Here is a 26799-nt window from a genome sequence, read left to right as displayed (position 1 = left end):
CGACAAGGAGACCGCACCCGTGCCCGACCCGCACGCGACCGAGCCCGCCGACCTCGACGGCAACAGCGCTCCCCCAGAGCACTGGTGGGCGTTCCGGGGTCCGGCCGAGCTGCCGGAGCCACCGCCGTGGCGGCGCTTCCCCGCCTCACGCCGCCGCCCCCAGGCGCAGCGCTACCTCATGAGCACCGACGAGATCTCCGTCGTCAACGCCGCGCTGCACCTGCGTCGACCGCTGCTCGTGACGGGGCGGCCGGGTACCGGCAAGAGCTCGCTGGCGCGGGCCCTCGCCGAGGACCTCGGACTCGGCGACGTGCTGCGCTGGTCGGTCAACAGCCGCTCGACGCTCGCGGACGCCCTGTACCGGTACGACGCCGTGGGGCGGCTGCGCGAGGCCTCGCTGCAGCGGGAGCGGGAGCCGCTGCGCGGCCCCGCGCGCAGGCTGCGGAAGCGCACCGCCGGCAACAGCTCGGACATCGGGAACTACCTGCGCCTGGGCCCCCTCGGCACGGCGCTCGCCGCCACCGGCCGGCCGCGCGTCCTGCTCGTCGACGAGCTCGACAAGTCCGACATCGACCTGCCCAACGACCTGCTGGTGGTGCTGGAGGAGGGCGAGTTCGAGATTCCCGAGCTGGCGCGGCTTCCCGAGCACCAGCAGACCGCGGACGTCCTGGTCACCGGCAGCCGGGAGCGCATCCGGGTGCAGCGCGGCGTGGTGTCCTGCGCGCACTTCCCCGTCGTGGTGATGACCAGCAACGGCGAGCGCGAGTTCCCGCCCGCCTTCCTGCGCCGATGCGTACGGCTCGATCTGCGCGACCCGGACGAGGCGAAGCTGCGCGACATCGTCCGGCAGAACCTCGGCGAGGAGGCCCTCGCCGGGTCCGACGACCTGATCGAGGCGTTCCTGCGCAAGGCCGCCGTGCAGAGCCTGGCCACGGACCAGCTGCTCGCGGCCATCCATCTCCGGGTCACCGGCGCCGACTTGAGCCGCGAGGAGCTGCTCGGCGCGGTCATGCACCGGTTGGACGAAGCGTTCCCCGCATGATCGAGCGGCTGCGGCGGGTCCTCGACGGGATGGGCTACGAGCTCGGCGGCCCCGAGCTCCTCGACATCCTGTGGCTGGCCCGTGCCATGGACGGCGGCGCGACGCGGGAGGGGGACGGCGCCCCGGCGCCCCCCGGCGGGGGACGGAACGAGCAGCCGGGTCCGCAACCCGTGGGCGGGGACGGTCCGTTGGCCGCCGTACCGCCTTCCGAGCCCCTCGGCTCCGCCGGGCCGCACCGCTCCCCGCAGCCCGCCAGGGGGCGGCCGGCGCGCTCGCACGCCCTGTTCACCGCCGACGGGGCCGAGGGCCCGGAGGCCGGCCCCCGCGCCCGCGCCGTCCGCGCCCCCGGCCCGCGCACCCTGCCGGGGATGCAGGGCCTGGCCCGGGCGCTGCGACCGCTGCGCCGCCACCGCGACCACCGGATCCGTACGGTCGTGGACGTGGAGGCCACGGTGCGGGTCACCGCCGAGTCGGGGGTCCTCGATGTGATCGACCGGCCGGAGCAGGAGCTTCGGCACACGGCCGTGCTGCTCGTGGACGACGCGCCGTCGATGCGGATGTGGCAGCCGCTGGTCCGGGACGTACGGCGCCTGCTGGAACGTGGCGGTGTCTTCCGGTCGGTGCACGTCCACCGGTTCGACCTGCGCGATGGGCACCGGCCGGCCACCACTCCGCGCACCGAATCGCCGCTCACCTTCCTGGTGACGGACGGCGTGGACGCCGCGTGGCGGGAGTCCGCGGCGGCGCGCTTCCTCACGGCGTGGGAACGGTGCGGTCCGCTGGTAGTCCTGTCGCCGCTGCCGCGCCGCCTGTGGCGGGGCACCGCGTTCGACGCGCGGCCCCATCTCCTGGTCGCCGGCCGCCCGTTCGCGCGGAACGGGGAACTGGGCGTGCTCGACCCCCTCGACGGCGCCGGCGCCGACCGGCCCGCGGACCGGCTGCCGGTGCCGGTGCCGGTGGCCGCGCTCTCGCCCGCCTCGCTGGGGACGTGGGCGCGGCTGCTGACCCGGCCGGGGGCACCGCGGTTGCTGGACACCGTGCTGGTCGCCGACACGCCGCCCGCCACCCTCCTCGAGGGCGACACACCGCCGCGCACTCCGGAGCAGCTCCTCGAACGTTTCCGGGCGTCCTTCTCGCCGGACGCCTACCGGCTGGCCGTGCGGCTCTCCGCGATCAGGCCGCTGAGCGCCCCCGTCATCCAGCTGGTCCGGATCGCGACCCTGCCCGGCACGACATCGGCCGTCGTCGCGGAGGTGCTTCTGGGCGGGCTGCTCCAGCCGCTGGACAGCGGGGAGTCGCCGGGCCGCCTCCTGCCGAGGGTGGCGGGGGGCGACGCCGGTGACCTCCTGTACGACTTCAGGCCGGGCGTCCGTGAACTCCTGGCCGGGGGGCTCAGCACCGAGCAGTTGCTCGACGTGGTCGACGCGGTCGGCCAGGCCCTCGAACCGTATCTGGGCCGCATGCCCGACTTCGCCGCGCTGCTCGCCGACCCGCACGGCAGCGCGCGGCTGGCACCGGGGACGACGGCGTTCGCGGTGCTGGTGAGTCCCGTGCTGGACCGGCTGTACGGGGCGCCGGTGGACGTGGCCGGCGACACCGTCACGACCCAACGGCGCGGCGTCGCGGCCGCGCCGTTGCGGTTCACCGTGTTCGGGCCTGAGCCGGCGTGGCGGGGCGACGAGCCGGTGCCCATGGGGCCGCTGCGGCAGCGGGCCGTCCTGGTGGCGCTGCTGCTGCGCGAAGGCCGACGGGCGACGCTCGAGGAGCTGATCGACGCGCTGTGGGGCGAGGACGCCCCGCCGTCCGCCTCCTCCACCGTGCAGGCCTACCTCTCCCGCCTGCGCCGTACCCTCGCACCCGCGGGGTTCGTCATCGACCGTACCCCGCACGGCTACAGGCTGAGGGCCGAACAGGCGGACGGCGTCGTTCCGTTGGACCTCACGGAGGCCGAGAACCTGCACGCGGCAGCGCGGGCGGCTCAGTCGTCCGGCGATCCCGCCGGTGCCCGGCGCCTCCTGGGCGAGGCGGTGGAGCTGCTGCGGGGGCAGCCCCTCGACGGCGTACCGGGGCCGCACGCCGAGGCTCAGCGCATCCGCCTGGAGGAGTGGCGGCTCACGCTCGTCGAGTCCCGTATCGAACTCGACCTGACGCTTGCAGGCCACGCCGAGGTGATCCCGGAGCTCACCGCCCTGACCGAAGCGCATCCGCTGCGCGAGCAGTTCCGCGCCCTGCTGATGACGGCCTTCTACCAGGCCGGGCAGCAGGTCATGGCCTTGCAGGTGTACGCGGACACCCGCCGGCTCCTCCGCGAGGAACTCGGCCTCGAACCGGGCCCCGAGCTCCGGCAACTGCACCAGCGCATCGTCGACGGCGTGCGCCCCGAGGACCTGCGGTTGAGCCGGCGGGCCCTGGTCACCCCACCACCCCCGGCAACGGCACCGGCCGGGCCACCGTCCGAAGGGCTCCACTTCGGCGTGCTCGGCCCCGTACGGGCCTGGCGCGGCTCCGTGGCCCTGCCTTCCGGTTCACCACAGCAGCGGGCCCTGCTGGCCGTCCTGCTGCTGCGCGAGGGCCGAACCACCACGGCGGCCGAGATCATCGACGCCATCTGGGGCCGCGACGCCCCCTCCGCGGCCCTCGCGGCCGTGCGCACCTACGCGTCCCGGCTGCGCAAAGTCCTGGACCCGGGAACCCTGGTCAGTGAATCCGGCGGCTACTTCATCCGCGTCGGCCACGACGCACTCGACCTCCACGTGGCACGGACCCTCGCCTCACACGCGGAGGACGCCCGGGAGGCCGGGGATCCGCGGCGGGCGCGGGAGCTGCTCAACCAGTGTCTCGGCCTGTGGGACGGCGAGTCGCTCGCCGGCGTGCCCGGGCCGTACGCCGAGGCGCACCGCTCCCGCCTGGAGGAATGGCGTCTCGAACTCCTGGAGGCCCGGCTCGACCTGGACCTGGAGGCGGGTCACCAGGCCGAGGCCGTCTCCGAACTGACCGCGCTCACCGCCCGGCACCCTCTGCGCGAGCGCCTGCGCGAACTGCTGATGCTGGCGCTGTACCGCGCGGGCCGGCAGGCCGAGGCCCTCGCGGTGTACGCGGACACGCGCCGGCTGCTCGCCGACGAGCTCGGTGTCGACCCGCGCCCCGAACTGTCCGTGCTCCAGCAGCGCATCCTCCGGGCCGACGCGGATCTGATGACCACGACGGCGGCCGCGCCCGAGCGACCGGCCACCCCGGCTCGCCCGAGCCACCTGCCGGCGACGGTTCCCGACTTCACCGGCCGAAGCTCCTTCCTGCAAGAACTGGCCGACCGGTTGACGAGCGCCGCCGACGCCGAGGGCTCCGTCGCGGCCATCTCCTCACTGGCGGGCATCGGTGGGGTCGGCAAGACGACCCTCGCCGTCCATGTCGCCCACCAGGTCCGGGCGCACTTCCCCGACGGCCAGTTGTACATGGATCTCCAGGGAGCCGGTCACCGGGCCGCCGAGCCGGAGACCGTCCTCGGCGCCTTCCTGCGAAGTCTGGGCACGCCCGACTCGGCCATTCCCGACACCCTCGAGGAGAGGTCGGCCCTCTACCGCGCGACCCTGCACGGCCGCCGCGTCCTGGTCGTGCTCGACAACGCCCGCAGCGCCGCCCAGGTCCGCCCGCTGCTGCCCGGCACGGCCGGCTGCGCCACCCTCATCACCAGCCGCGTCCGCATGGCCGATCTGGCCGGTGCGCATCTGGTCGACCTCGATGTGATGTCCCCGGAGGAGGCCCTCCAGCTCTTCACCCGCATCGTCGGCGAGCAGCGGGTGGGGGCCGAGCGGGCGGCCGCCCTGGACGTGGTCGCGTCGTGTGGCTTCCTGCCGCTGGCCATCCGTATCGCGGCCGCGCGCCTGGCGGCGCGCCGCACCTGGACCGTCTCCGTACTGGCGGCCAAGCTGGCCGACGAGCGCCGGAGGCTGGACGAACTCCAGGCCGGCGATCTGGCGGTCAAGGCCACCTTCGAACTCGGCTACGCCCAGCTGGATCCCGCCCAGGCCCGCGCCTTCCGCCTCCTGGGCCTCGCCGACGGCCCGGACATCTCCCTGGCCGCCGCGGCCGCCGTCCTCGGTCTGTCCGGCCACGAAGCCGGAGACCTGCTGGAGTCACTGGTCGACACCAGCCTGCTGGAGTCGGCCGCACCGGGGCGCTACCGCTACCACGACCTCCTCCGCCTCTACGCACGCGCGTGCGCCGAACGGGACGACAACCCCCCGGGTGAGGGGGAGGCGGCCCTCTCCCGCCTGCTCGACTTCTACCTGTCCACGGCGGCTCGGGTGTACGCGATCCAGCACCCGGGCGACCGGCTGGTCGACCACCTGGAGCCGACGACACAGCCGGGGCTGTCCTTCGCCGACGAGCGCGCGGCACTGGACTGGCTGTTCACCGAGGCCGACTGTCTGCTCGCCACGGTCCGTCGTGCCACGAGCCCCTCGTTCCTGCGCCGGGCGGTGGACACGTCGTGGGCATGTCTGGCGCTGGCGGAATCGGGCGCCGCCTCGGCACCGTACGAGAGAATGGTGAGAGGTCTGAGCAAGGCCGCCCTGCTGACGGGGGACGCACAGGCCGAGGGCCGGGCCCTGCTGTGCCTGGCCCAGGCCGCGCTCGTCGCGGGACGGTTCCACGAGGCCGACACCGCGGCGACCGGCGCGGCGGAGGCGGCCCGGTTTTCCGGGGACGTTCCGGCCGCCGGCTGGGCGGCAGAACTCCGTGGCACGATCGCCCTCCACCACAACCGGCCGGAGGACGCCGAGGCGTACTACTCGGCCTCCCTCGACTCCTTCCGGGCCGATGGCGACCGTCCCGGTGAGGCGAGGGCGGTCTGCGACCTCTCCAGCGCCCACCTGGCGCGGGGCCGTGTCTCCGAAGCGCTCCGCCTGGCCGAGCAGGGCGTTGCCCTCCACGACAGCCTCGGCGACTCCCTGAGCGGTGCGACCGCCCGCTACGTCCTGGGCCTCGCACTCACGCGGGCCGCCCGGTACGACGAGGCCACGACGGTCCTCCGGGAGGCCCGGGACATCTTCCACAACGGCCGCCAACGGATGTGGGAGGGGCTCACCTTCTACCGCCTCGCCGAAGTGGACCTGGCCGCCCGCCGCCCCGCGCAGGCCGCGGCCCACGCCGAGCAGGCGCTGTCCGTTCTCCGGGGGCTCGGCGGGGACTGGAGGCGCGCCAACGTGGTCGTGGTCCTTGGGCGCGCGCTTCACGCCCTCGGCCAGAACGACCGCGCCCGCGCCTGCTGGCAGGAGGCGCTGACCGTCTACGAGGAGCTCGGCTCCGCCGAGGCCGGCGACCTGCGCGACCTCTTGGCGAGTGCCACAACCGGCTTCCGGAGCGCCTAGCACGTTTCCCACGCGGACGCCCGTGTGCGGGTTTCCCGCTCGAGCCGGTTCAACTCGGCACATTTTCTCCACAGGCCCCGAGCAGCCCTCCACACTTCCCTTGCCAGAAGTAAATGAAAACGATTATCGTCTCGCTTGTTCGAGCTCATTCAACGCTCTTCAGGGGGGCTCTCCTTTGCGTACCTACGCCCGCACTCTCACCGTTGCCGGCTCGGTGGCCGCAGCCATCGCCGTCGGCGGGCTCACCGCCGCCCACGCGGCTGGGACCACGCTGTCCAAGGGCCACGTCGACGTCATCGACGTCGAGTACGCCGCCGGCGTCCTCGACCTGCACGTCCACGACGAGTCGGTCACGCCGGGTGTCGAGTACGACCCGGCCGATGTGGTGATCAAGGCGCTGCCGGCCTCGGCGTACACCGTTCCGAGCGGAACCTGCTACACCCACCTGGGTACCGCCGGCTCGACCGTCTACAGACTCCCGCAGGTGGAGAACACCAACCTGCTGTGGCCGGGCATATCCGGCGAGCACGTCTCCACCGGCGTGTTCCAGAGCGACAAGGTGCAGGTCAAGCTGAAGTCGGTGGCCGGTCCCGGCAAGATCACCGTCTACAAGAACGGGCTCTGCCCGAAGAGCAACCGCTACTACGACAGCGGTGACGCCACCCTGACCAACACCAAGGACGTCACGGCCGGCGAGCACGACCACGCCAACTGGGTCTTCACCAAGGCCGGTACCTACACCGCGACCTTCGAGGTCAGCGGCACGCTGACGAACGGCAGCAAGGTCGGCCCGGCGACGGCGACCTACACCTTCCAGGCCGGCTGATCCGAATCCGTACCGGGGGCGGGCCCTTGGCAGCCGTCCGCCCCCGGCACGGCCGTGGTCCACTGAACTCACCGCCAGAAGGAGACGCCCCGCATGCGGGCCTCACTATCGCGAAGTACGACGCGCGCCGCCGTCGTGACGGCCGTACTGTCCCTGCTCGCCACCGCGCCCGTGGCTCTCGCCGCAGAGGACCCGCCCAGGGAGGCGCCCTCCGGGGAGCGAGTCGTCCTCAACGGCGGCCATCTGGACCTGGCGGCCCGCCTCACGGGCGGCCGGTTCGAGTACAAGATCAAGGACGGTACGGTCGCGGGCAAGGCCGTATGGCGTGAACCCTCCGACGTCCTGCTGCACTTCGACCCCCGGCACGAGATCGTCATCCCGCCGCGCGAGGAGGTGCCGCAGTTCGAGGGCTTCGGTGAACCGGGCGAAAGCCTCTGGGTCGACAAGGACTTCGAGGTGGAGGAAGGGCTGCTGTGGCCCGGCTGGAACACCCTGGAGATCCTGCCCGCCGATGTCTCGGGCCCGGTGGAGGTCACCTTCCCGAAGATCGAGGGCCCGGGCCGCTTCATCCTCGGCCAGTTCGAGGACGACCCGGAGATGGGCGTGCGCATCGGCGTCACCATCGACAGCGCCAAGCCCGAGCCGGGCTCGGTCGAACTGCCCGCGAACACGCACGCGCACCCGCTGTGGATCTTCGACACCAAGGGCGTCTACCGGATCACGATGGAGATGACCACCACGTTGTCGTCCGGCGAGAAGGTGACCGACCGGGAGACCCTGGCCGTGGCCGTCGGCGACGTGGACCCGTCGACGGTCGTGCCGGGTGACGGCACCCCGAAGCCCACGCCGACGCCCACGCCGACTCCCACTCCCACTCCTTCAGCGTCTGCCTCTCCCACCGCTACCCCGACGGCGACGGCGACGGGCCCGGCGACGCCCACCGCGTCTCCTTCACCGACGCCGAGCACGAGCGTGACCCCGTCCGCGACCGCGAGCGCGACACCGCCGAATGCCGGGGCGCCGGAGCTGAACGTTCCGCCCGCCGGCAGTGGCAGCAGCGGCGCGGGCACGGGGTCCGGCGCCCTCCCGGCCGGAGGCACGACCACCACCACGGGCGGCAGTCTGGCCAAGACGGGCACCGGCGTGGCGCTTCCGGCCGGGCTCGCCGTCGCCGCCGTGCTGGCGGGCGGGGCGACCGTGCTGTTCGTGCGGCTGCGCCGGAAGGCGGCCGCGTGATGGGGCGGGCGCGACGCGTACGTATGACGGTGACGGGATTCCTCGCGGCCGTCGTCCTGGGCAGCGGGTGCGGCCCCGGGTCCGGCGGCGGTTCCGGCACGGCCGAGCTGACGGTGTCCACCACCACCGGCATCCTCGCCGACCTGGTGCGCAACGTCGGCGGCGACCGGGTGGACGTGACGTCGGTGGTACCGCACCACGGCGACCCGCACTCGTACGAGCCGAGTCCGGGGGACGCGGCGCGCGTCGCGAAGTCGGACCTGGTCTTCAGCAACGGGCTGTTGCTGGAGGAGCCCGGGATCATGAAGATGATCCACACCAACAGCCCCAAGGGCACGCCCAAGGTGGCGATCAGCGAGCAGCTGGAGCAGTACGGCGGCACGGTCATCAAGCTCAAGGAGGACCTGGGCCTCAATGTGCTGTGGCTGGGCTGGGCCGTGGAGGGCGAGGTCGCGGGTGACGGCTCCCAGGTCCGTACCACCGCGACCGCGCTGGAGGGGCCGGGCGATCTGCACGTCTATCTGACGGACACCCTCGGCACTCCGCAGAGCTACATCGACTCCACCGACGGCTTCGACGCCAAGGACTCCTTCGCACTGCCCCCCGAGGCGCACACCCACGTCAACTGGGCGTTCAGCGAGCCGGGCACGTACCGGCTCACCGTGCAGGGGCAGACCGAGACGCTGGAGGGGAAGGCCGCGCCGATCGGGAGCGGGACCATCACGTTCGTCGTGGGCAGGACACCGGCCCCAGCCGGGAAGAAGCTGCTCGACGGCGGACACGCGGACGTGGCGCTGAACGCGCAGACCAAGTCCGTGTACGTCCGCTCCGACGATCCCACCACCGGCGAGCGGACGAACCACCCGGCCGACTCGATTGCGTTGTCCGTGCCGGACCGGGCCAAGGAGGCCGTGCCCAAGGAGGGTGCCTTCCGCTTCCTCGGCAAGCCTGGCGCGGACCTCTGGGTGCTTCCGCAGGCGGTCATGGGCAAGCACGTCCACGGCGAGATGGACCCGCACGCCTGGGAGGACGTCGCCAACACCGAGGCGTACGTACGGCGGATCGAGGCCGAGCTCATCAAGGCCGACCCGGCCGGCAAGGCGGAGTACAAACGCAACGCCCAGGCGTACCTGAAGCGCCTGGCGGCGCTGGACCGCGAGGTGGCCGCGACGCTCGCCACCGTCCCCGAGGCCAACCGCAAGCTCATCACCACGCACGACGCCTTCGGCTACCTCGCCGAGGCGTACGGCATGGAGGTCGCGGGCTTCGTGGTCCCCGTACCGAACCGCGAGCCGAGCGCGGCGGAGGTGGAGAAACTCCGCGACACCATCCGGGAGAAGAAGGTCCCGGCCGTCTTCCTGGAGCCGAACCTCGCCGCGCGGGCCGACGTCCTGCGCCGGGTCGCCGAGGACGAAGGCGTCCGCATCTGCACCATCTACGGCGACTCCTTCGACGACAAGGTCCACAACTACGTCGCGATGATGCGCCACAACGCGAAGGAACTGGCCCGATGCCTGGGCCGGGAGGGGAGTTGAGCCCGATGAGGCTCGTACGCAACGGCAGGAAGAGCAGGGTCGCCCTCGCGGCGGCGGGCGTGCTGGCCCTCGGCGGAACGGCCATGACCGTTCCGCCGGAAGAGAAGGCCGCGGCGCCCGTGGTCGTGCCGGTCACCCTGGCCGGCGGGGTGCTGGGCCTCGGGACGGGCGGGGTGCTCGACATCGGCGACACGCACCGCGTGGCCGGGCCCGACGGCTCGGACGTCTGGGTGCTGACGCCCGTCTGGGACACCACCGGTCTGCCGGCCGGTGCTGTGCGCGGCGACGGCGTGCGCTGGTCGCTGACCGGTGTCGCAGGGCCCGGCGCGCTGACGGTGTACGAGCCGGCCAGTGCCCCGGACCAGGAGCCGGTCGTACGCTTCGACAGCGCGGACGGCCTGCCGGACGGGTACGACCTGCCGGCGGGGGCGCGCGGCGGGACGCGGTGGGCGTTCGACACGCCGGGCACGTACGAGCTGACGTTCACGGCGGAGGCGGAGACCGAGGAGGGACCGCTGACGGCCGAGACCCGGTACACCGTGCGTGTGGGCGACGCGGCCGTGGCCACCCCCCTCCCGACCGCCCCCCCGGTCACGCCCGTTGCTCCGACGAGCCCTCCCCCTACCGCCCCCGTCACCGGCGCGCCGGCGAACGCGGGCGAGGACCGGCGCCCGGCCACCCCCTCCCTGGCGGGCGCCGGTCCGGCGGCAGCGGCCCAGAGGGCGTACGCGGCAGCCGACCCCGTGGAGACGGCCAAGCAGGTGCTCGACCAGGGGCACATCGACATCGCCGCCCGCGTGGTCGACGGCACGATGCACATCCACGTCAAGGATGGCACCGTCCCCGGCAAGACCGTCTGGCGCGAGCCGTCGTCGGTGGTCCTGCACGTCAAGCCCCAGGCCAAGAAGGTCATCCCGGCGGCCAAGGACTTCGCGTTCCTGGGCAAGGCCGGCGACCCGGTGTGGCTCCTCGACCAGGTCCAGCAGCCCGGACTGCTGTGGCCGGGCTGGTCGACGGACAACATGGCGGCCGGCGACACCAAGGGCGAGGTGGAGTTCAAGCTGGTCAAGGCGGACGGGCCGGGGAACTTCGCCCTGTACAACTACGACGGCCTGTCGGGCGCGACCGTGCGCTTCAACAGCGCGGACGGCGTACCGGACGCGTTCGGCGTACCGCAGAACACCCACGCCCACGGCGGCTGGGCCTTCGGCAAGGAAGGCGTGTACCGGCTGACGTTCGCCATGTCCGGGACCCTCGCGAACGGTACCAAGGTGAGCGACACCGAGACGATCGCCTTCGCCGTCGGGGCGACCGACCCGAACCAGGTGCCGGTGGGCGGCGGCTCGGGCTCCACCGGGGGCTCCTCGACCGGCGGCACCGCGACCGGGGGCTCCTCGACCGGTGGCACCGTGACGGGCGGTGGCACCACAGGCGGCTCGGGGACCACGGGCACGACCGGTGGCGGCGCGAGGAGTGGTACGACGGGCGGTGGCACGACCGGTGGTACGACGGGCGGTGGCGGCACAACCGGTGGTGGCTCGACGGGTGGTGGCGCCATGGCCTCCACCGGCGCGGGCTCCACGCTGCTGCTCGGCGGGACGGCGGCGGCGCTCGCCACGGCCGGTGCCGGTGCCGTGTACCTCACCCGCAGGCGTACGGCATGACCGATGACACGCAGCTGCTCCAGGTGCGATCCGTCTCCGTCGCGCTGGGTGGCCGTACGGCCGTGGAGGACGCCTCCCTGACCGTGTCCGGCGGCGAGCTGGTCGGTCTGCTCGGCCCGAACGGCGCGGGCAAGACCACGCTGCTGCGTGCCGTGCTCGGGCTCACCGCCACCTCAGCGGGCAGCGTCACCGCCACCGGCACGATCGGCTACGTACCCCAACGGCACGACTTCGCCTGGGACTTCCCCATCGACGTCGCGGGCGCCGTGCTCAGCGGCCGCACCCGCGCCATCGGCTGGCTCCGGCGGCCGAAGGCACACGACCGCGCGGCGGCCGACGAGGCCCTGGAGCTCGCCGGGCTGACCGACCTGCGCCGACGCCCCATCGGCGAACTGTCCGGCGGCCAGCGTCAACGCGTCCTGGTGGCACGGGCGCTGGCCGCCGAGCCGCGGCTGCTGCTCCTGGACGAGCCGTTCACCGGGGTCGACGTACCCACCCAGGACCTGCTCAACGACCTGTTCGGCCGCCTCGCCGCCGACGGCAGAGGACTGCTGATGACGACCCACGACCTGGCCGCAGCGGCCCGCACCTGCACACGGGTGGTGCTGCTGAACCGTACGGTCGTCGCCGAGGGCGGGCCCGAACTGCTCGCCGACCCCGAGCAGATGCTGCGGGCCTTCGGACTCGACCGGGCGATCGGCTCCGTGCAGGCGGAAGCGGGGGCCGCCGCATGAGCGAGCTGCTGGCCTTCTTCACCGACCCCTGGCACCTGCCCTTCATGCAGCGCGCCTTCGCGGTGGCCGCGATCGTCGGCCTGGTGTGCGGAGTGGTCGGCGTGTACGTCGTGCTGCGCGGCATGGCGTTCATCGGGGACGCCGTGGCCCACTCCGCCTTCCCCGGTGTCGCGCTCGCGTACGCCTTCGAGGGCAACCTCCTGCTCGGCGGGGCGGCGGCCGGTGCGACGACGGCGGTGCTGATCGCCATCGTCTCGCAGAACCGCAGGCTCAAGGAGGACACCGTCATCGGCGTCTTCTTCGCCTTCGCCTTCGGCCTCGGCATCGTCCTGGTCTCGACGCGCGACAGCTGGACGACCGACCTGTCCTCGTTCCTCTTCGGCCAGGTCCTCGCCGTCGACTCGTCCGACGTGTGGCGGGTGGCCGGCATCGGCGCCGTACTGGTCGCGATCGTCCTCGCCCTGCGCAAGGAACTCGTCGCCGTCAGCCTCGACCGCGAGACGGCGCGCGCGGCCGGACTGCCGGTCCTGCGCCTGGATCTCACGCTGTACATCGTCGTGACGGCCACCATCGTGATGTCCCTGGAGGCCGTCGGCAACATCCTCGTCCTCGCCCTCCTCATCACCCCGGCGGCCACGGCCCGGCTGCTGACCGAACGCCTGTGGGCCATGACGCTGCTCGCCTCCGCCTTCGGCTGCGCGGGCAGCCTGGCGGGCCTGTACGTCAGCTACGCCTACGACCTCGCGGCCGGCGGCTCCGTGGTCGTGGTCCTGACCGGATTCTTCGCGCTGACCTGGGTGCTCGCGCCCAGGCACGGCCTGGTGGCGCGGCTGCGGTCGAAGCCCCACGGCAGTACCGCTCCCGCCACGGGAAGCGCCTGAGACCCCGGGCCGGGCAGTGGTCGCAGCCACGGCACTGCCCGGCCCGGAACACACCGACGCACGATCAAGTGAGGCTGCCATGACCGAGCGCGACGTACGACTGGACCTCGGCGCGGTCCAGGAAACCCTGCTCATCCCGCTGTACGGCCGGGCCGTCGAGAACCGGAAGGCGGACGCGGCGCTGCGGGACGCGCGCGCCGAGGAGATCGTGGCGTCGCTGCCGTACGACTTCGCCCGCTTCGACAACCTGCCGAGCCTCGTCGGTACGGTGCTGCGCACTGCCTTGTTCGACCGGTGGGTCACCGACTTCCTGCGGTCGCACCCCGACGGCACGGTGGTCGAGCTCGGGACAGGGCTCAACACGCGCTTCGAGCGCGTCGACAACGGCCGGGCCCGCTGGTTCGACCTCGACCTGCCCGACGTCATCACCTTGCGCCGGGCGTTCTTCCAGGACGAGCCGCGCCGGAAGATGATCGCCGCTTCCGTCACGGACGACTCGTGGACCACGGAGGTGGCCGCGCTCGCCGACGGGCCGTACTTCTTCAGCGCGGAGGCGGTACTTCCCTTCCTCGACGAGGCCGAGGTGCGGCACGTCGTCGAGCTGATCGCCGGGCGTTTCCCCGGCTCCACGCTGGCCTTGGACACCGCCGGGCCGGAGATCATCGGCTCCCAGGACACCCATGACGCGCTGAGCAAGGTGGAAGCCAGGATGCGCTGGGCCTGTGCGAACCCCGCCGACCTCGTTCGGTGGCGGCCGGGGACACGGCTGCTGGCCTCGCACACCTTGAGCAGCCTGCCACCACGGATGCACGACGCGTTGCCCGCCGCGTATCAGGACATGCTCGCCGAGCTGGCCGCGCAGCGGCTGCCGCAGGTCGAGGAGTACCGCCTCAGCCTCCTTCAGCTCGGGTGATCCTCCCCTGTGATGCCGGGCCGTCCCGCCGACCCCACACTGGAAGAGCGGGAGGACACGCCATGGATCACATGGACCACACGGACCCCAGTGCTCAGCACACCGGCGCCCCGGACCACCATGACGCGCATGACGCGCATGACCATGCGGGGCACACGGAGCCCGGCGGTGCCTCCTGGAGCACCGCGGCGCAGGCGACGGCGCACTGCCTGGCCGGCTGCGCGCTGGGCGAGATCCTCGGCATGGTCATCGGCACCGCCTTGCGCTGGAGCAACGCCCCCACCATGGCGCTGGCGATCGTCCTCGCCTTCCTCTTCGGCTACTCCTTCACCCTGTACGCGGTGCGCAGGGCGGGGCTCGGGCTGAAGGCAGCCATCCGGACCGCGCTCGCCGCCGACACCGTGTCCATCGCCGTGATGGAGACGGTGGACAACCTGATCATCGCGCTCACCCCTGGCGCCCTGGACGCCCACCTGTCCGACGGACTGTTCTGGGGAGCGCTGCTGGGCGGCTTTGCCGTGGCCTTCGTGATCACGACGCCGCTGAACAAGTGGATGATCGGCCGCGGCAAAGGGCACGCCGTCGTCCACGCCTACCACTGACGGTGCGGCGGGTTCAGCGCGGCGGGCGCAACCCGGCCGAGGTGACCGCGACGAGCCGGCGAACCGCGGCCTCGGAATCCAGGGCGCCGGCCGCGCCGAGCGAGTGGAGGCAGTAACGCGCGAGCTCGTCGGTCGCGACGTCGTCCCGGACGGCGCCCTCCGCGGCGGCTTCGGTCAGCACGTCACGGAACAGCTCGGTGAGTCGCCGCTGGACGTCAGCGACGCGCTCGCCGCGGTGGAGGAGCGCCGCCAGCTCTTCGGTGCCGTGGCGGCCCCGGTGGTGGGAGATCAGCGCGTAGCGCTCCAGCACCGCTTCGAGCCGCTCACCCGCGCTGCCGGGCCGGTCGCGGAGTTCGGCGAGGTGGGCGAGGTGGGCGGCGACGTGGCGTTCGTGGTGGGCGGTCAGGATCGATTCGACGTCCGGGAAGTACTTGTAGAGCGTCGCCCGGCCGATCCCGGCCTTCTCGGCGATCTGCGACATGGTCACCGACATCAGCCCGCGCTCGGTCACCAGCTGCCAGGTGGTTTCCAGGATGGCCTCGCGGACCGCGTGGCGGTGCGTCTCGATCGTCTCGTTCCACAGCTTCGGCACCCGTGCATTGTACGCGGCGACCTCGGTGTGACAGTTTGACGCGAAGCAGACACCCTGTCTCGTAAAATGATGCCATCCGCGGAAACCGGAGCAATGCCATGACCGACTCACCACCCCCCTCCCCCGACGGCCGCACCACACCGCCCAAGGCACCCCGCTGGGTGAAGGTGTCCGCGATCGTCCTCGGCGTGCTGGTCCTGCTGGTCGTGATCCTGAAGCTCACCGGCCTCGGTGGAGAGCACGGCCCCGGCCGCCACATGGGCGCCGCCGGCACACCGGCCGGCGTCACACAGGCCCAGCAGGTGGAGGCCGGCCACCGATGACCATGCCGCCACGCCTCCGCAAGGTCGTGCTCACGCTGCACGTCGCCACCTCGGTCGGCTGGCTCGGCGCGGTCTGCGCCTACCTGGCCCTCGACATCACCGCTGTGACCGGCCAGGACGTGGCGACCGTGCGTGCCGCGTACGCCGCGATGGCGGTGACGGTGGTGTACGCCATCGTCCCGCTGGCCCTCGCGTCCGTGCTCATCGGCCTCGTCAACGCGTTGTGCACCGCCTGGGGCCTGTTCCGGCACTACTGGGTCCTGGTGAAGTTCCTGCTCACCGTATTCGCCGCCACCGTCCTGCTGATGCAGACCCGGACCGTGACCGGCCTGGCGGACGTCGCGACTGCCAGCGCCGATCCGCGCGACCTGCCCGGCACACTGCTCCATTCCATCGGCGGTCTGGGGGTGTTGCTCATCGCCCTGGTCCTCTCGGTCTTCAAACCACGGGGCGTGACCCGGTACGGATGGCGAAGGCAGCAGGATGAGCGGCGTACTGAGCGCGCCCGGCGAACGCACCGCGTGGGGTGACGGGACGGACGGGAGAAGGAAAGGGGGAGTACGCACTCCTTTCCACTCTCAACGTATAGCGCACCGGGGGGCTTGCGGCAAGACCCGGTCCGTGGCGCAGAATCTCCCGCCTGAGCCAGAACCAACGGACACTTGGGGGATTCACGACATGCGTGTGCTGTTGTCGACGTACGGGTCGCGCGGGGACGTCGAACCACTGGTGGCGCTCGCGGTGCGGTTGCGGGCCTTCGGCGCGGAGGTGCGGGTGTGCGCGCCGCCCGACGGGGACTTCGCGCGGCGGCTGACCGGTGTCGGCGTGCCGCTCGTGCCCTTCGGCCGGTCGGCGCGTGCGCTGACGACCGCGGCGCCGCCGCCGTCGTCACTGCCCCGGTACGCGGCCGAGTTGATCGCCGGTCAGCTGGAGGCGGTCACAGCGGCGGCCGAGGGGTGTGACGTGTTGGTGGCGGCCGGTGTGATGCCGGCCGCGGCCGGCGCGCGGTCGGTGGCCGAGAAGCTGGGCATCCGCTGTGTGTACGCGACCTTCCAGCAGCTCACCCTGCCGTCGCCGCACCACCCGCCGCTGGCGTATCCGGGCCGGCCGTTCCCGCCGGAGGTGACCGACAACCGGTTGTTGTGGGACCTGGACGCCCAGAGCATCAACGTGCTGTTCGGTGAGGCGCTCAACACCGCCCGGGCGTCCATCGGTCTGCCACCGGTGCACAACGTGCGCGACTACGTCATGGGCGACCGGCCGTGGCTGGTGACGGACCCGGCGCTGGACCCGTGGCAGGAGACGCCGGACCTCGACGTCGTACAGACCGGCGCGTGGATCCTGCCGGACGAACGCCCCCTGCCGGACGAGCTGGTGGCGTTCCTGGACGCCGGCGAAGCACCGGTGTACGCGGGATTCGGCAGCATGCCCATGCGTGCCGCCAAGGACGTCGCACAGGTGGCCGTCGAGGCGATCCGCGCGCAGGGCCGCCGGGCACTCGTCGGGCGCGGCTGGGCGGACCTGGGCCCGATCGACGACCGGGACGACTGCTTCGTCGTCGGCGAGGTCAACCACCAGGCACTGTTCGGCCGGGTGGCCGCCGTCGTACACCACGGTGGTGCCGGTACGACGACAGCCGCCGCCCGCGCCGGCGTGCCCCAGGTGGTGGTGCCCCAGGCGGTGGACCAGCCGTACTGGGCCGGCCGGGTGGCCGAACTGGGCATCGGCACGGCACACGACGGCCCGGCCCCGACCACCGGGTCCCTGTCGGCCGCACTCAAGCAGGCCCTGACGCCCGAGACCCGGGCCCGGGCGCGGGCCGTGGCCGGCACGGTCCGCACCGACGGGGCGGCCGTGGCGGCGCGGCTGCTGCTCGACATGGCCGGCCGGGAACGGCCGCCGGTGTCCGCGTGAGAATCGGAGGCGATGACATGAACACCCTGACCACCAGCGCGTTCGACCTTCCCGGCCACCTCTCCCCCAAGGCCGACCCGGCGCTGATCGCCGGCGACGAGCAGCACTTCGCGGCCATCGCGGAGAGCCTCGACCAGGCGATCGCCGAACTGTCCGACCGCCTCGATGCCGCGCGCAGGGCGCCCGGCGGCATCGGCCGGGAGGCGATGGAGCGGGACGTGGAGATCCACCGGCTGACCGGTCGCCTGCGCGCGTTGCGCCGCTTCGGTCTGGACCTGTGCCTCGGACACTTCGTCAGCACGGACGATCCCACGCCCGTGTACATCGGACGACTCGGCCTCACCGACAGCGCGGGGCGCCGGCTGCTGGTCGACTGGCGCTCCCCCGCGGCCGAGCCGTTCTTCGCGGCGACCCATGCCAACCCGATGGGTCTGGCACGCCGCCGCCGCTACCGCTGGACTGGCGGCCGGATCAGCGACTACTGGGACGAGGTGTTCAGCGCGGACGGGCTCGAAGGGCACGCCGCACTCGACGACCAGTCGGCCTTCATCGCCAGTCTGGGCAGCAACCGGTCGTCCCGGATGCGAGACGTGCTCGCCACCATCCAGGCCGACCAGGACGCCATCATCCGGGCGGGTTCCCGCGGCGCTCTCGTCGTCGACGGCGGTCCGGGCACGGGGAAGACCGTCGTCGCCCTGCACCGCTCCGCCTACCTCCTCCACTCCGACCCCCGCCTCGGTCACCGTCGGGGCGGCGTCCTGTTCGTCGGCCCGCACCGGCCCTACCTGGACTACGTCGCCGACGTCCTGCCCAGCCTCGGAGAGGAGGGCGTGCGGACCTGCGTCCTGCGGGACCTCGTCGCCGAGGGAGCCGGAGCGGCGGTCGAGAGCGACCCGGACGTCGCCCGCCTGAAGTCGTCCGTGGACATGGTGAAGGCGATCGAGACGGCCGTCCGGTTCTACGAGGAGCCGCCCGCCGAGGGCATGACGGTCACGACCGACTGGGCCGGCATCCACCTGAGCGCCGACGACTGGGCCGAGGCGTTCGAAGCACCGGAACCGGGTACCCCGCACAACGAGGCGCGCGACCAGATCTGGGAGGAGCTGGTCACGATCCTGATGGGCAAGCTCGACGAGGACGTCCCGCCCGATCTCTTCCGGAGGTCGCTGCTGCAGGACGAGGAGCTGACCAGGACCCTCCACCGCGCGTGGCCGCTGATCGAAGCGGCCGACCTGGTCGGAGATCTGTGGTCGGTACCCGCCTACCTGCGCAAGTGCGCTCCCTGGCTCTGCCCCGATGACGTCCGGAAGCTGCGGCGCGAGGACGCCCAGGCCTGGACGGTGTCCGACCTGCCGCTCCTGGACGCGGCACGGCAGCGGCTCGGCGACCCGGAGGCGTCGCGGCGCAAGCGCCGGCACAACGCCGCTCTCGCCGCCGAACGCGAGCGCATGGCCGGCGTCATCGACAACGTACTCGCGGCCGATGACGACGGTGAAGGGGCGGTGACGATGCTGCGCGGACAGGACCTGCGGGACAGCCTGACCGATCAGACCGCGCTGCCCGGCGCCGACCCCGACCGGCTCGCCGGCCCGTTCGCGCACATCGTCGTGGACGAGGCTCAGGAACTGACCGACGCGGAGTGGCAGATGCTGCTGTCGCGCTGCCCGTCCGGCAGTTTCACCATCGTCGGGGACCGCGCCCAGGCCAGGCACGGGTTCGCGGAGTCATGGCGGGAGCGGCTCGGGTGGATCGGGCTCGACCGGATCACCGTGGCCTCCCTGAGCATCAACTACCGGACGCCGCAGGAGGTCATGGCGGAAGCCGAGCCGGTCATCCGCGCGGTGCTCCCGGACGCCAATGTGCCGGTCTCCGTCCGCAGCGGTGACGTCCCCGTCGTACACGGATCCGTTTCGGACCTCGGCTCGATCCTCGGCACCTGGCTCGCCGCGCATGCCGACGGGATCGCCTGCGTCATCGGCGATCCGGCGTTCCGGGCGACGTCCCGCGTCCGGTCGCTGACCCCCGAGCTGGCGAAGGGGCTCGAGTTCGACCTGGTCGTCCTCATCGACCCGGAGGCGTTCGGCACGGGTGTGGAGGGAGCGGTGGACCGTTATGTCGCGATGACCCGGGCGACCAGGCAACTCGTCATCCTCAGATCCGGATGATCACAAGCGTCGCTGCTGCGGCAGCGAGCGCCGTGCGCGGACGGGAGAGAGGAAGACGGGCAGGAACGCCGTGGCCAGGAAGGCACCGCCCACCCACAGAGTGGTACGTACGGTGGTCAGTTCGCCGAGCAGGCCGGCCACGGCGGCACCGATGGCGAGTGCGCCGGTGAGCAGGAAGCGGAAGGTGGCGTTCATCCGGCCGAGGAGGTGGTCCGGCGTCATGTGCTGGCGCAGGCTCACCCCCAGTACGTTGTCCATGCCCGTCTTGAACAGGGCCAGCAGCCAGCCGGTCCCCGCCAGCCACAGCCAGGGTCCGTGGTCGACGAGCGGTACGAGCAGTCCCGCGGGCGCCAGGCACAGGCCGGCGAGGCCGAGAGCACGACCGTGGCCGAGGCGCGCGGCAACGGGGCGGGCCCAGCGGGCGCCGAGGAGGAGGCCGACACCACCCGCTGCCCAGAACAGGCCCAGTACGCCCGCCGGGTAGTGGAGTTGGCGGACGAACAGCACCGGGAGCATGGTGTTGATGATCTGGGAGCCGAGGTTGCTGAGGGCCGCGGTGACGGCGAGGGCCTTGAGCTCCCGGTTGCCGAAGACGTGTCGCAGCCCCTCGGCGATCTGAGCCGGCAGCCTGGCGGGTTTTCCGAGGAGGGGGGCCGGTGCGGGTGTGCGGTGGACGGCGGTGAGCCGCAGAGCGGAGGCCAGACAGGCCGCCGCCGCACACGCCACGGCCACGGGCGCCGTGAGCAGTTGGACGAGCCCCCCGCCCGCGCCCCGTCCGGCGACGTTGCCCGCGGCGATCAGGCTCACCACCGCGGCGTTCGCCCGTACGAGACCGTCGCGGCCGACCAGGTGCGGCAGTACGCTCTGCGAGCCGACGTCGAAGAACACGGTGGCGCAGCCGGTCAGCAGCACGACCACGTACAGGTGGCCGAGCGTGAGGGTGTCCAGCCACCAGCTCAGGGGGATCGAGGCGAACAGCGCGGCCCTGGTCAGATCCGCGGTGATCAGCACGCCGCGATGGCGCATCCGGTCCACCCACGCCCCGGCCGGGAGGCCGATGAGCAGGAACGCGGCGGTGCTCAGGGCGGCGAGTGCGCCCACCTGGCCGGGAGCGGCGTCGAGCGCGGACACGGCGATGAGCGGGACGGCGACGTACCCGGTGTTGGTGCCGAACTGGCTGAGGGCGGTCGCGGTGAACAACGTACGGAAGTCGCGTACGCGCCAGGGGGAGTCGGGTCGCCGGGAATCCTTCGCCGGTGACCGGCGGGCCTGTCGGCAGCGGCGGTGTCGCATCGCGCTCACTTCCTCGGAGCCTCGAGCGCCGGTGTGCCGGCCCGGCGCGAGGGCGACGGCGGACGTTGCCGCCACCGCGTCGCCGCGACTCCGGCGAGCACGACGGCCGCCCCCACGATGACCCGTGGCCCGAGCTCCTCGTCGAGGACGATCGCCCCCAGCCCCACCGAGACGACCGGCAGGAGGTACCCGACGGTGGCCGTGCTGGTGGCTCCCTCGTCCGCGATGAGCCGGTAGCTGAGGTAGAAGGTGAATCCGGTGCTGCAGATCCCGAGGACGGCGACGGCCAGTACGGCCCGCACGTCGAGGTGCACCGGCGTCACGCCGTCGACCAGCACGGCGGGCGTGGCGAGTGCCGTGGCGGCGACGAGCTGCGCGGCCGAGAGAGCGAGGGGGTCGGTGCCGCGGCCGGTCAGCCGGCTGCCCATGTAGGCGAAGCCGACGGCATAGCTCGCCGACGCGCCGAGCAGGGCGAACGCGCCCCCGCCCAGGAGTCCGGTGGTCTGCCAGGGGGCGAAGATCACCAGCGTTCCGGCGAACCCGAGCAGCAGTCCGCCCAGGCGGACCGGGCGTATTGCGCGCTCCAGGCCGATGACGGCGCCGATCAGGACCGACCACAGCGGAGTCGTCGCGTGCAGCACACCGGCCAGCCCTGAGTCGACGGTCCGTTCCCCGATACCGAAGAGGAGGAACGGCAGAGCGTTGCAGAAGAGGGCGGCCACGACGAGGTGTCCCCACGTTCCGCGGTCCCGCGGCAGGCGCCGGCGCGCGGCGCGGGCCAGGACGAGGAGGACGGCCGCGCCGAGGGCGGAGCGGGCGAAGGCGATCTGAGACGGTGTCAGTCCGCTGTGGAGAGCGAGCTTGATCCACAGGAACGCCGACCCCCACAACAACGCCAGTCCGGCCATGCGTACCAGTGAGCCATGTCGGCCGTCGATCACCGTTCCGCCTCCCCGCGCGCTCCGTCGGCGCCACTCGCCACGCATGCTGCCGGGAGAGGAAACAACAGGACAAGCGAAAAATTCTGCACAACGTTTAAGCTGCGCTACATGCTTGATGTGCGTCGTATGCAGGTCCTCCGTGCGGTCGTCACCAGCGGGTCGATCACCGCAGCCGCCACCAACCTCGGGTACACCCCGTCCGCCGTCAGTCAGCAGGTGGCAGCGCTGGAGAAACAGGCCGGAATTCCGCTGCTCGAACGGGTCGGCCGCGGCGTCCGGCCCACCGAGGCAGGCCAGTTGCTCAGCGAGCACGCGGCCGTCATCGGCAGGCAGGTGGCCGAGGCGGAGACCGCACTGACCGACCTGCGGGCACGCCGTACGGGACTGCTGTCGATCCGCTACTTCGCCACAGCGGGCGCCACCCTCGTGGCACCCGCCCTCGCCCGGCTCCACCAGGAGCACCCCGGCATACGGGTCGACCTCAGGATGACCGACCCGCAGGACCCGCTGCCCGAGGTGACGGAAGGCCGGGCCGACCTTGCCGTCGTGGTCCGGCCACGCGGCCGGCTCCACGACGGCATCCACTTCGCCCATCTGCTCGACGACCCCTACCGCGCCATCCTGCCCACAGGACACCGGCTCGCCGCGAAACGCGTACTGGACCTGGCCGACCTCGCCGGCGAGCCATGGGTCCGCGGCGACGGGCCCGGCCCCTGCCTGGACGCCGTGATCGAAGGCTGCGCCGCGGCGGGCTTCAGTCCGGACTTCGTGGTGGAGAGCGAGGACTACGCGACGGCGCAGGGCTTCGTCGCCGCCGGCCTCGGGGTCGGCCTCATCCCGGCCATGGGGCTGACCAACCGTCACCCGGGCGTCGTCGTACGCAAGGTGCGCAGGCCGGAACCGCTCAGGGTGATTCACGCGGCGGTGCGGGAGTCGTCCCTGGGCCGGCCCGCGCTCCGCGCACTGCTCGTGGCGCTCGGGGACGTGCCCATGCGCAGCCGGCATCGCACATCCGGACTCGGCGCCGAGGCGCGTACCGGTCCGGCGTAGGCTTCGCTCACCACAAACGCGGCGGGGGGCGGGGCACATGACGGCTGAGACAGCACCAAGGTGGGGGTCCACCCTCGATTCTGTCGTGGTGTACGCGCAGGGAGCGGTCTGCCGCCGCCTGGCCCGGGGCAGTGTGCCGCCGGACGGCCGGGTGCGGGTCGCGGGGCTGCCCCGCTCAGTGGACCCCGGCTCGTTGCGGGCCCGGGTCCTGCGCGCCCCCGGGGTGCGCGTCACCGAGGCCCGAGTGGACGTCGAGGCCGAGCCGATCGGCACCGGCACGCCCGACGCGCTGCGGCGCGAGGTCGAGCGGCTGAGCAACGAGTACGCGGCGGCGCAGGGACGCCGGGACCGGCAGCTGAGCCTGATCGAGGAGGTCCGGGCCCTGCGCCCGGTCCCACCGGCCCGCAAGCGCGAGGACCCGCACCGCCGCACCCCGGTCGACGCGTGGCTGGGACTCGCCGACTTCGTCGACGAGCGGCTGACGGGTCTGCACACGCGCCTCGTCGAGCTGGAGGAGGCGCTGCGCCGCGTCGAGCACGCGTTCACCGTCGCCACGGACAGGCTCGCCCGCGCCTCCACCGACGCACCGTCGGCGCACGTGGACACCACGGTCTGCGCGGTGCTGACCCTCGACGGCGCGGCTGGCGCCGAGGCGGTGGTGGAGGTGGAGCTGGAGTACGGGGTGCCGGGCGCCGTCTGGGTGCCGGCGTACCGCCTGACTCACCGTCAGGGCGACGGCACCGGCCGTCTGGTGCTGCGCGCCTCGGTCGCGCAGCGCACCGGCGAGGACTGGACCGGCGTACGCGTCGGCCTGGCCACCGCCGACCTGCGGCGCCGCACCGACCTGCCGAAGCTCCGCTCCCTCCGGATCGGACGCCGACAGCCCGCCCCCGCGCCTTCCGGCTGGCGCGAGCCGCCGGCCGGGCTCGCCGACCTGTTCACCGGATACGACGCGGCCGGCCCCCGCCCTGCCGCGACAGCCGCGCCGGTGGCCGCCGCGGGCGGCTTCGCGCCCGGTCCCGTTCCGCCACCGCCACCGCCACCGGCGCCGCAGGGCTACGGCGGGCCGGCCGCACCCGCGCAACCGGGCCAGGCGCGACCGGGCGGCAGGCCGCGTACCGGCGGCAGGTCCTTCGCGGGACCTCCTGCCGCCATGGCACCGGCGGCTCCCGGCCGGGCCGCGCCACCGCCGCCGGCGGCACCGGCGGCTCCCGGCCTGGCTGCCCCCACACCGCCACCGCCTCCCGTGCCGGCGGCCGGTCCGCCGCGGCCGACCGGCGCCGAACTCGACTACGCCGCCCTCGTCCTGTGCGGCCCCGACGAGCAGGGCGACCGCAGAGGAAGGCTGTTCCCCGGCTCTCCCTTCGACGCGGTGGCGGCCGAGTACCGCCGCCGCGCCGAAGCGGTGGCCGCGCTGCCGCTGCCCGGACACGCCGTGCCGCCCCGCGAGTCGGCGGGCTCCTTCGACCACCGCTTCGATGCCACCGCCCGCGCCGACATCCCGTCGGACGGCACCTGGCACACCATCACCGTCGGCGAGATCCCGGTGGGCCTGCGCACCGAGTACCTCTGCGTGCCGTCGGTGGAGCAGACCGTGTACGCGACGCTGGTGCTCTCCAACGCCACCGACCAGGCTCTGCCGGCCGGCCCGGTGGAGGTCACCGTCGACGACGACTTCCTGCTGACCGCCGCACTGCCCACGCTGGCCCCGGGCGGTGTCCGCCGGGTGGGGCTCGGGCCGGCCGAGGGCATCCGGGTGACCCGCCGTACGAACCTGCGGGAGTCGTCCTCGGGCCTGCGCGGCAACACCACCGTGCTCGACCACCGCGTCCATGTGGAGGTGGCCAACCGGCTCGGGAGGCCCGTGACCGTGGAGGTCCACGAGCGGGTGCCGGTCACCTCCGAACCGGACGTCCGCATCGAGGAGCGGGCCGACTGGACGGCGCCCGAGGACGGTGCCGGACCCGAGGACCATGCCCCGGGCACCCGCGTCTGGCGGGTGGACCTGCCCGCCGGCGCCACCGCCGCCCTCGACGGCGGCTACGAGATCCGCATCCCGGCCGGCAAGGCCCTGGTCGGCGGCAACCGCAGGAGCTGACGCAGCCATGTCCACGGCACCGAAGCCGATCACCCCTTCCTCGATCGCCCTCCCCGTCACCGCCGTCACCTGCCAGGAGGACCGCGCCCACATCGAGCGCGCCGTCGTACTGGACCTGGAAGCCGGGGTCCAGCGGCTGCGTCTCGGGCCGGTCAGTGCGCTGGCCGTCGACCGTACGCTCCATGCCGAGCTGACCGCCGGTCACTCGGCGTCCGTGCTGGACGTACGGATCGTCCGCACCTGGACCCCGCGCGGGCCGCTGCCGTCCGCCGAGGACGACTCCGCCCTGCGCCTCCGCGTGCACGCCCTCGAAGAGGAGCGGCTGGCCCTGGGGCAGCGGCGCGATCAGCTGCAGGCCCGCCTCGGCCTGCTCGGCCGCCTCTCCACCGACCTGCTGCGGGAGATCGGCGAAGGTGCCGGCTCCGGGGAGACCGAAGGGCCCCGCTGGGCCCGCGAACTGGACCGGGTGGACGACGAGCGGGACACGTACGGCGAGCAACTCCGCGCCGTGGAGGCCCGGCTGGCCGCCCTCGCCGACGAGCTCGGGGAGGCCCAGTGCGCCATGGACCTCACCGAGGGGACGCCCGCCGAGCTGGTCGCCCATATCGAGCTGACCGTGCAGGCGGCGGTCGCCGGGCCGGTCCGGCTGCGCCTGAGCCACCTCACCCCGTGTGCGCTGTGGCGGCCCGCCTACCGGGCCGTGTTCGACGGGGACTCCCTGACGCTGGAGACCGACGCGATGGTCTGGCAGCGCACCGGCGAGGACTGGTCGGACGTACGGCTGACGTTGTCGACGGCCCGGCCGGCGACGGCCACCGAGCCACCGCGCCTGGCCGAGGACCGGCTGACGCTCAAGGACCGCACTGCCGCCGAGCGCCGCACGGTCGACGTCGAGCTGCGCGAGGAGGAGATCGGGGACCTCGGCCCGGCCCCGGTGCTCGGCCTGCCGGGGGTGGACGACGGCGGCGAGGCGCGGGTGCTGCACTCCCCCGCGCCCGTGTCCGTGCCCGGGGACGGCCGCGCCCACCGGGTGCCGCTCTCCGCCTTCAGCACCGCCGCGAGCAGCGAGTACGCCTGCTCGCCCGAGCTGTCCCCGCTGGTCACCCAGGTGGTGCGGTTCGACAACCTCTCCGGTCACGCGCTGCTCGCCGGGCCCGTGGACCTGGTCCGCGGCAGCGGGTTCAGCGGACGCGGCACGCTGGACTTCACCGCTCCCGGCGCCCCCGTCGAGCTCGCCTTCGGCAGCCGCGACGACCTCCGGGTGGTCCGGCACGCCGAGGAGTCCCGGGACTCCTCCGGACTCATGCAGCGGACCGTGGTCACCCGCACGGTCCGGCTCCACCTGTCCCGCTTCTCCGCCCCCGGGGAGCACGACGAACGGGTGGTCGTCCTCCGGGAGCGCATCCCGGTCTCCGAGGTCTCGGCGGTGGTGGTACGCCTGCGTAAGGAAGCCTGCTCCCCGGCACCGGACGTGGTCGACGCCGAAGGCATCGCCCGCTGGGAGGTCCCCCTCCCGCCCGGCGGCCGCCGCACGCTCACCCTGGTCTACGAACTGTCGGCGGGGTCCAAGGTCTCCGGGATCTGAGCCCGTGGTCCGCTGATCGTGTGCCGGTGGACGGCC

20 protein-coding genes and 1 pseudogene are annotated in these 26799 nt (G+C 73.1%); 18 read left to right on the top strand and 3 right to left on the bottom strand.

The annotated features are described in order from the left end of the window. Positions 1-19: 19 nt before the first annotated feature. The 11 genes and pseudogenes from AMK26_RS18755 (at position 20) to AMK26_RS18710 (ending at position 14802) form a co-directional block, all read left to right on the top strand. On the top strand, positions 20-1042 hold the full coding sequence (locus AMK26_RS18755) for an AAA family ATPase (RefSeq protein ID WP_241837962.1): 1023 nt from the start codon (positions 20-22) through the stop codon (positions 1040-1042). Then, positions 1039-3345 (top strand): annotated as a pseudogene (locus AMK26_RS38370) (SAV_2336 N-terminal domain-related protein); the annotation flags it as partial. The gene AMK26_RS18755 and the pseudogene AMK26_RS38370, both read left to right, overlap by 4 nt. A gap of 105 nt (positions 3346-3450) precedes the next feature. Then, positions 3451-6411 (top strand): AfsR/SARP family transcriptional regulator, encoded by a 2961-nt coding sequence (locus AMK26_RS37830; protein ID WP_241837996.1) that lies wholly within the window; start codon positions 3451-3453, stop codon positions 6409-6411. Between the two features lie 214 nt (positions 6412-6625). Further along, positions 6626-7237, top strand: a complete 612-nt coding sequence (locus tag AMK26_RS18745; protein ID WP_198944107.1) for a choice-of-anchor M domain-containing protein — start codon at positions 6626-6628, stop codon at positions 7235-7237. 135 nt (positions 7238-7372) lie between these two features. Next, positions 7373-8473 (top strand): choice-of-anchor M domain-containing protein, encoded by a 1101-nt coding sequence (locus tag AMK26_RS18740; RefSeq protein WP_158071130.1) that lies wholly within the window; start codon positions 7373-7375, stop codon positions 8471-8473. 23 nt (positions 8474-8496) lie between these two features. Continuing rightward, entirely contained in the window at positions 8497-10008 is a 1512-nt protein-coding gene (locus AMK26_RS18735; protein ID WP_073756268.1) for an anchored repeat ABC transporter, substrate-binding protein, read from the top strand. A gap of 5 nt (positions 10009-10013) precedes the next feature. Next, positions 10014-11672: a TIGR03773 family transporter-associated surface protein gene (locus tag AMK26_RS18730; protein ID WP_073755833.1), complete on the top strand. Its 1659-nt coding sequence runs from the start codon at positions 10014-10016 to the stop codon at positions 11670-11672. After that, entirely contained in the window at positions 11669-12406 is a 738-nt protein-coding gene (locus AMK26_RS18725) for an anchored repeat-type ABC transporter ATP-binding subunit (RefSeq protein WP_073755832.1), read from the top strand. Before AMK26_RS18730 ends, AMK26_RS18725 begins: the two co-directional genes overlap by 4 nt. After that, positions 12403-13287, top strand: coding sequence for an anchored repeat-type ABC transporter permease subunit (locus AMK26_RS18720; protein ID WP_073755831.1), 885 nt, complete (start codon positions 12403-12405; stop codon positions 13285-13287). Before AMK26_RS18725 ends, AMK26_RS18720 begins: the two co-directional genes overlap by 4 nt. 79 nt (positions 13288-13366) lie before the next feature. Next, a complete protein-coding gene (locus AMK26_RS18715) occupies positions 13367-14200 on the top strand; it encodes a class I SAM-dependent methyltransferase (protein WP_073755830.1) in 834 nt (277 codons plus the stop codon). A gap of 62 nt (positions 14201-14262) precedes the next feature. Then, positions 14263-14802 carry a DUF4396 domain-containing protein gene (locus AMK26_RS18710; protein ID WP_073755829.1) on the top strand — a complete coding sequence of 180 codons (540 nt, stop codon included), beginning with the start codon at positions 14263-14265 and terminating at the stop codon, positions 14800-14802. A 13-nt stretch (positions 14803-14815) separates the two neighbouring features. On the opposite strand, the gene AMK26_RS18705 is transcribed toward AMK26_RS18710, so the two are convergent. Beyond that, the gene (locus AMK26_RS18705; protein WP_073755828.1) at positions 14816-15394 is read right to left on the bottom strand and encodes a TetR/AcrR family transcriptional regulator; all 579 of its coding nucleotides are present in this window, start codon (positions 15392-15394) and stop codon (positions 14816-14818) included. Between the two features lie 98 nt (positions 15395-15492). Between AMK26_RS18705 and AMK26_RS18700 the strand changes: the two genes are divergently transcribed. From AMK26_RS18700 to helR, 4 genes are all read left to right on the top strand, one after another. Next, a complete protein-coding gene (locus tag AMK26_RS18700) occupies positions 15493-15717 on the top strand; it encodes a hypothetical protein (RefSeq protein ID WP_073755827.1) in 225 nt (74 codons plus the stop codon). Continuing rightward, positions 15714-16247, top strand: coding sequence for a hypothetical protein (locus AMK26_RS18695; protein ID WP_241837961.1), 534 nt, complete (start codon positions 15714-15716; stop codon positions 16245-16247). Before AMK26_RS18700 ends, AMK26_RS18695 begins: the two co-directional genes overlap by 4 nt. A 148-nt stretch (positions 16248-16395) precedes the next feature. Continuing rightward, positions 16396-17631 carry a glycosyltransferase gene (locus AMK26_RS18690; RefSeq protein WP_073755826.1) on the top strand — a complete coding sequence of 412 codons (1236 nt, stop codon included), beginning with the start codon at positions 16396-16398 and terminating at the stop codon, positions 17629-17631. Positions 17632-17648: 17 nt separating this feature from the next. Continuing rightward, entirely contained in the window at positions 17649-19796 is a 2148-nt protein-coding gene (gene helR, locus AMK26_RS18685; RefSeq protein ID WP_073755825.1) for an RNA polymerase recycling motor ATPase HelR, read from the top strand. Here helR and AMK26_RS18680 read toward each other — a convergent pair whose 3' ends face one another. After that, positions 19797-21089: an MFS transporter gene (locus AMK26_RS18680; RefSeq protein WP_073755824.1), complete on the bottom strand. Its 1293-nt coding sequence runs from the start codon at positions 21087-21089 to the stop codon at positions 19797-19799. Between the two features lie 5 nt (positions 21090-21094). Next, the gene (locus AMK26_RS18675) at positions 21095-21997 is read right to left on the bottom strand and encodes a DMT family transporter (protein WP_073755823.1); all 903 of its coding nucleotides are present in this window, start codon (positions 21995-21997) and stop codon (positions 21095-21097) included. 141 nt (positions 21998-22138) lie between these two features. On the opposite strand from AMK26_RS18675, the gene AMK26_RS18670 reads away from it, so the two are divergent. The 3 genes from AMK26_RS18670 to AMK26_RS18660 are packed head-to-tail and all read left to right on the top strand — an operon-like array spanning position 22139 to position 26763. Next, the gene (locus tag AMK26_RS18670; protein WP_079277666.1) at positions 22139-23080 is read left to right on the top strand and encodes a LysR family transcriptional regulator; all 942 of its coding nucleotides are present in this window, start codon (positions 22139-22141) and stop codon (positions 23078-23080) included. A 37-nt stretch (positions 23081-23117) separates the two neighbouring features. Further along, positions 23118-25178: a DUF4139 domain-containing protein gene (locus tag AMK26_RS18665; RefSeq protein WP_073755822.1), complete on the top strand. Its 2061-nt coding sequence runs from the start codon at positions 23118-23120 to the stop codon at positions 25176-25178. Positions 25179-25185: 7 nt separating this feature from the next. After that, entirely contained in the window at positions 25186-26763 is a 1578-nt protein-coding gene (locus AMK26_RS18660) for a mucoidy inhibitor MuiA family protein (RefSeq protein WP_073755821.1), read from the top strand. Positions 26764-26799 lie beyond the last annotated feature (36 nt).

The sequence above is a fragment of the Streptomyces sp. CB03234 genome (assembly GCF_001905885.1).
In the GTDB taxonomy this organism is placed as follows: Bacteria; Actinomycetota; Actinomycetes; order Streptomycetales; family Streptomycetaceae; genus Streptomyces.
This window is presented reverse-complemented; position numbering and strand designations above follow the sequence as displayed.

Bases quoted from the DNA above. Each gene is read 5' to 3' on its own strand.
- AMK26_RS18725 (WP_073755832.1), top strand. From the start codon at position 11,669: ATGACCGATGACACGCAGCTGCTCCAGGTGCGATCCGTCTCCGTCGCG.
- AMK26_RS18675 (WP_073755823.1), bottom strand. From the start codon at position 21,997: ATGGCCGGACTGGCGTTGTTGTGGGGGTCGGCGTTCCTGTGGATCAAG.
- AMK26_RS18710 (WP_073755829.1), top strand. From the start codon at position 14,263: ATGGATCACATGGACCACACGGACCCCAGTGCTCAGCACACCGGCGCC.
- AMK26_RS18660 (WP_073755821.1), top strand. From the start codon at position 25,186: ATGTCCACGGCACCGAAGCCGATCACCCCTTCCTCGATCGCCCTCCCC.
- AMK26_RS18700 (WP_073755827.1), top strand. From the start codon at position 15,493: ATGACCGACTCACCACCCCCCTCCCCCGACGGCCGCACCACACCGCCC.
- AMK26_RS18730 (WP_073755833.1), top strand. From the start codon at position 10,014: ATGAGGCTCGTACGCAACGGCAGGAAGAGCAGGGTCGCCCTCGCGGCG.
- AMK26_RS18670 (WP_079277666.1), top strand. From the start codon at position 22,139: ATGCTTGATGTGCGTCGTATGCAGGTCCTCCGTGCGGTCGTCACCAGC.
- AMK26_RS18690 (WP_073755826.1), top strand. From the start codon at position 16,396: ATGCGTGTGCTGTTGTCGACGTACGGGTCGCGCGGGGACGTCGAACCA.
- helR (WP_073755825.1), top strand. From the start codon at position 17,649: ATGAACACCCTGACCACCAGCGCGTTCGACCTTCCCGGCCACCTCTCC.
- AMK26_RS18665 (WP_073755822.1), top strand. From the start codon at position 23,118: ATGACGGCTGAGACAGCACCAAGGTGGGGGTCCACCCTCGATTCTGTC.
- AMK26_RS18680 (WP_073755824.1), bottom strand. From the start codon at position 21,089: ATGCGACACCGCCGCTGCCGACAGGCCCGCCGGTCACCGGCGAAGGAT.
- AMK26_RS18735 (WP_073756268.1), top strand. From the start codon at position 8,497: ATGACGGTGACGGGATTCCTCGCGGCCGTCGTCCTGGGCAGCGGGTGC.
- AMK26_RS18715 (WP_073755830.1), top strand. From the start codon at position 13,367: ATGACCGAGCGCGACGTACGACTGGACCTCGGCGCGGTCCAGGAAACC.
- AMK26_RS18695 (WP_241837961.1), top strand. From the start codon at position 15,714: ATGACCATGCCGCCACGCCTCCGCAAGGTCGTGCTCACGCTGCACGTC.
- AMK26_RS18720 (WP_073755831.1), top strand. From the start codon at position 12,403: ATGAGCGAGCTGCTGGCCTTCTTCACCGACCCCTGGCACCTGCCCTTC.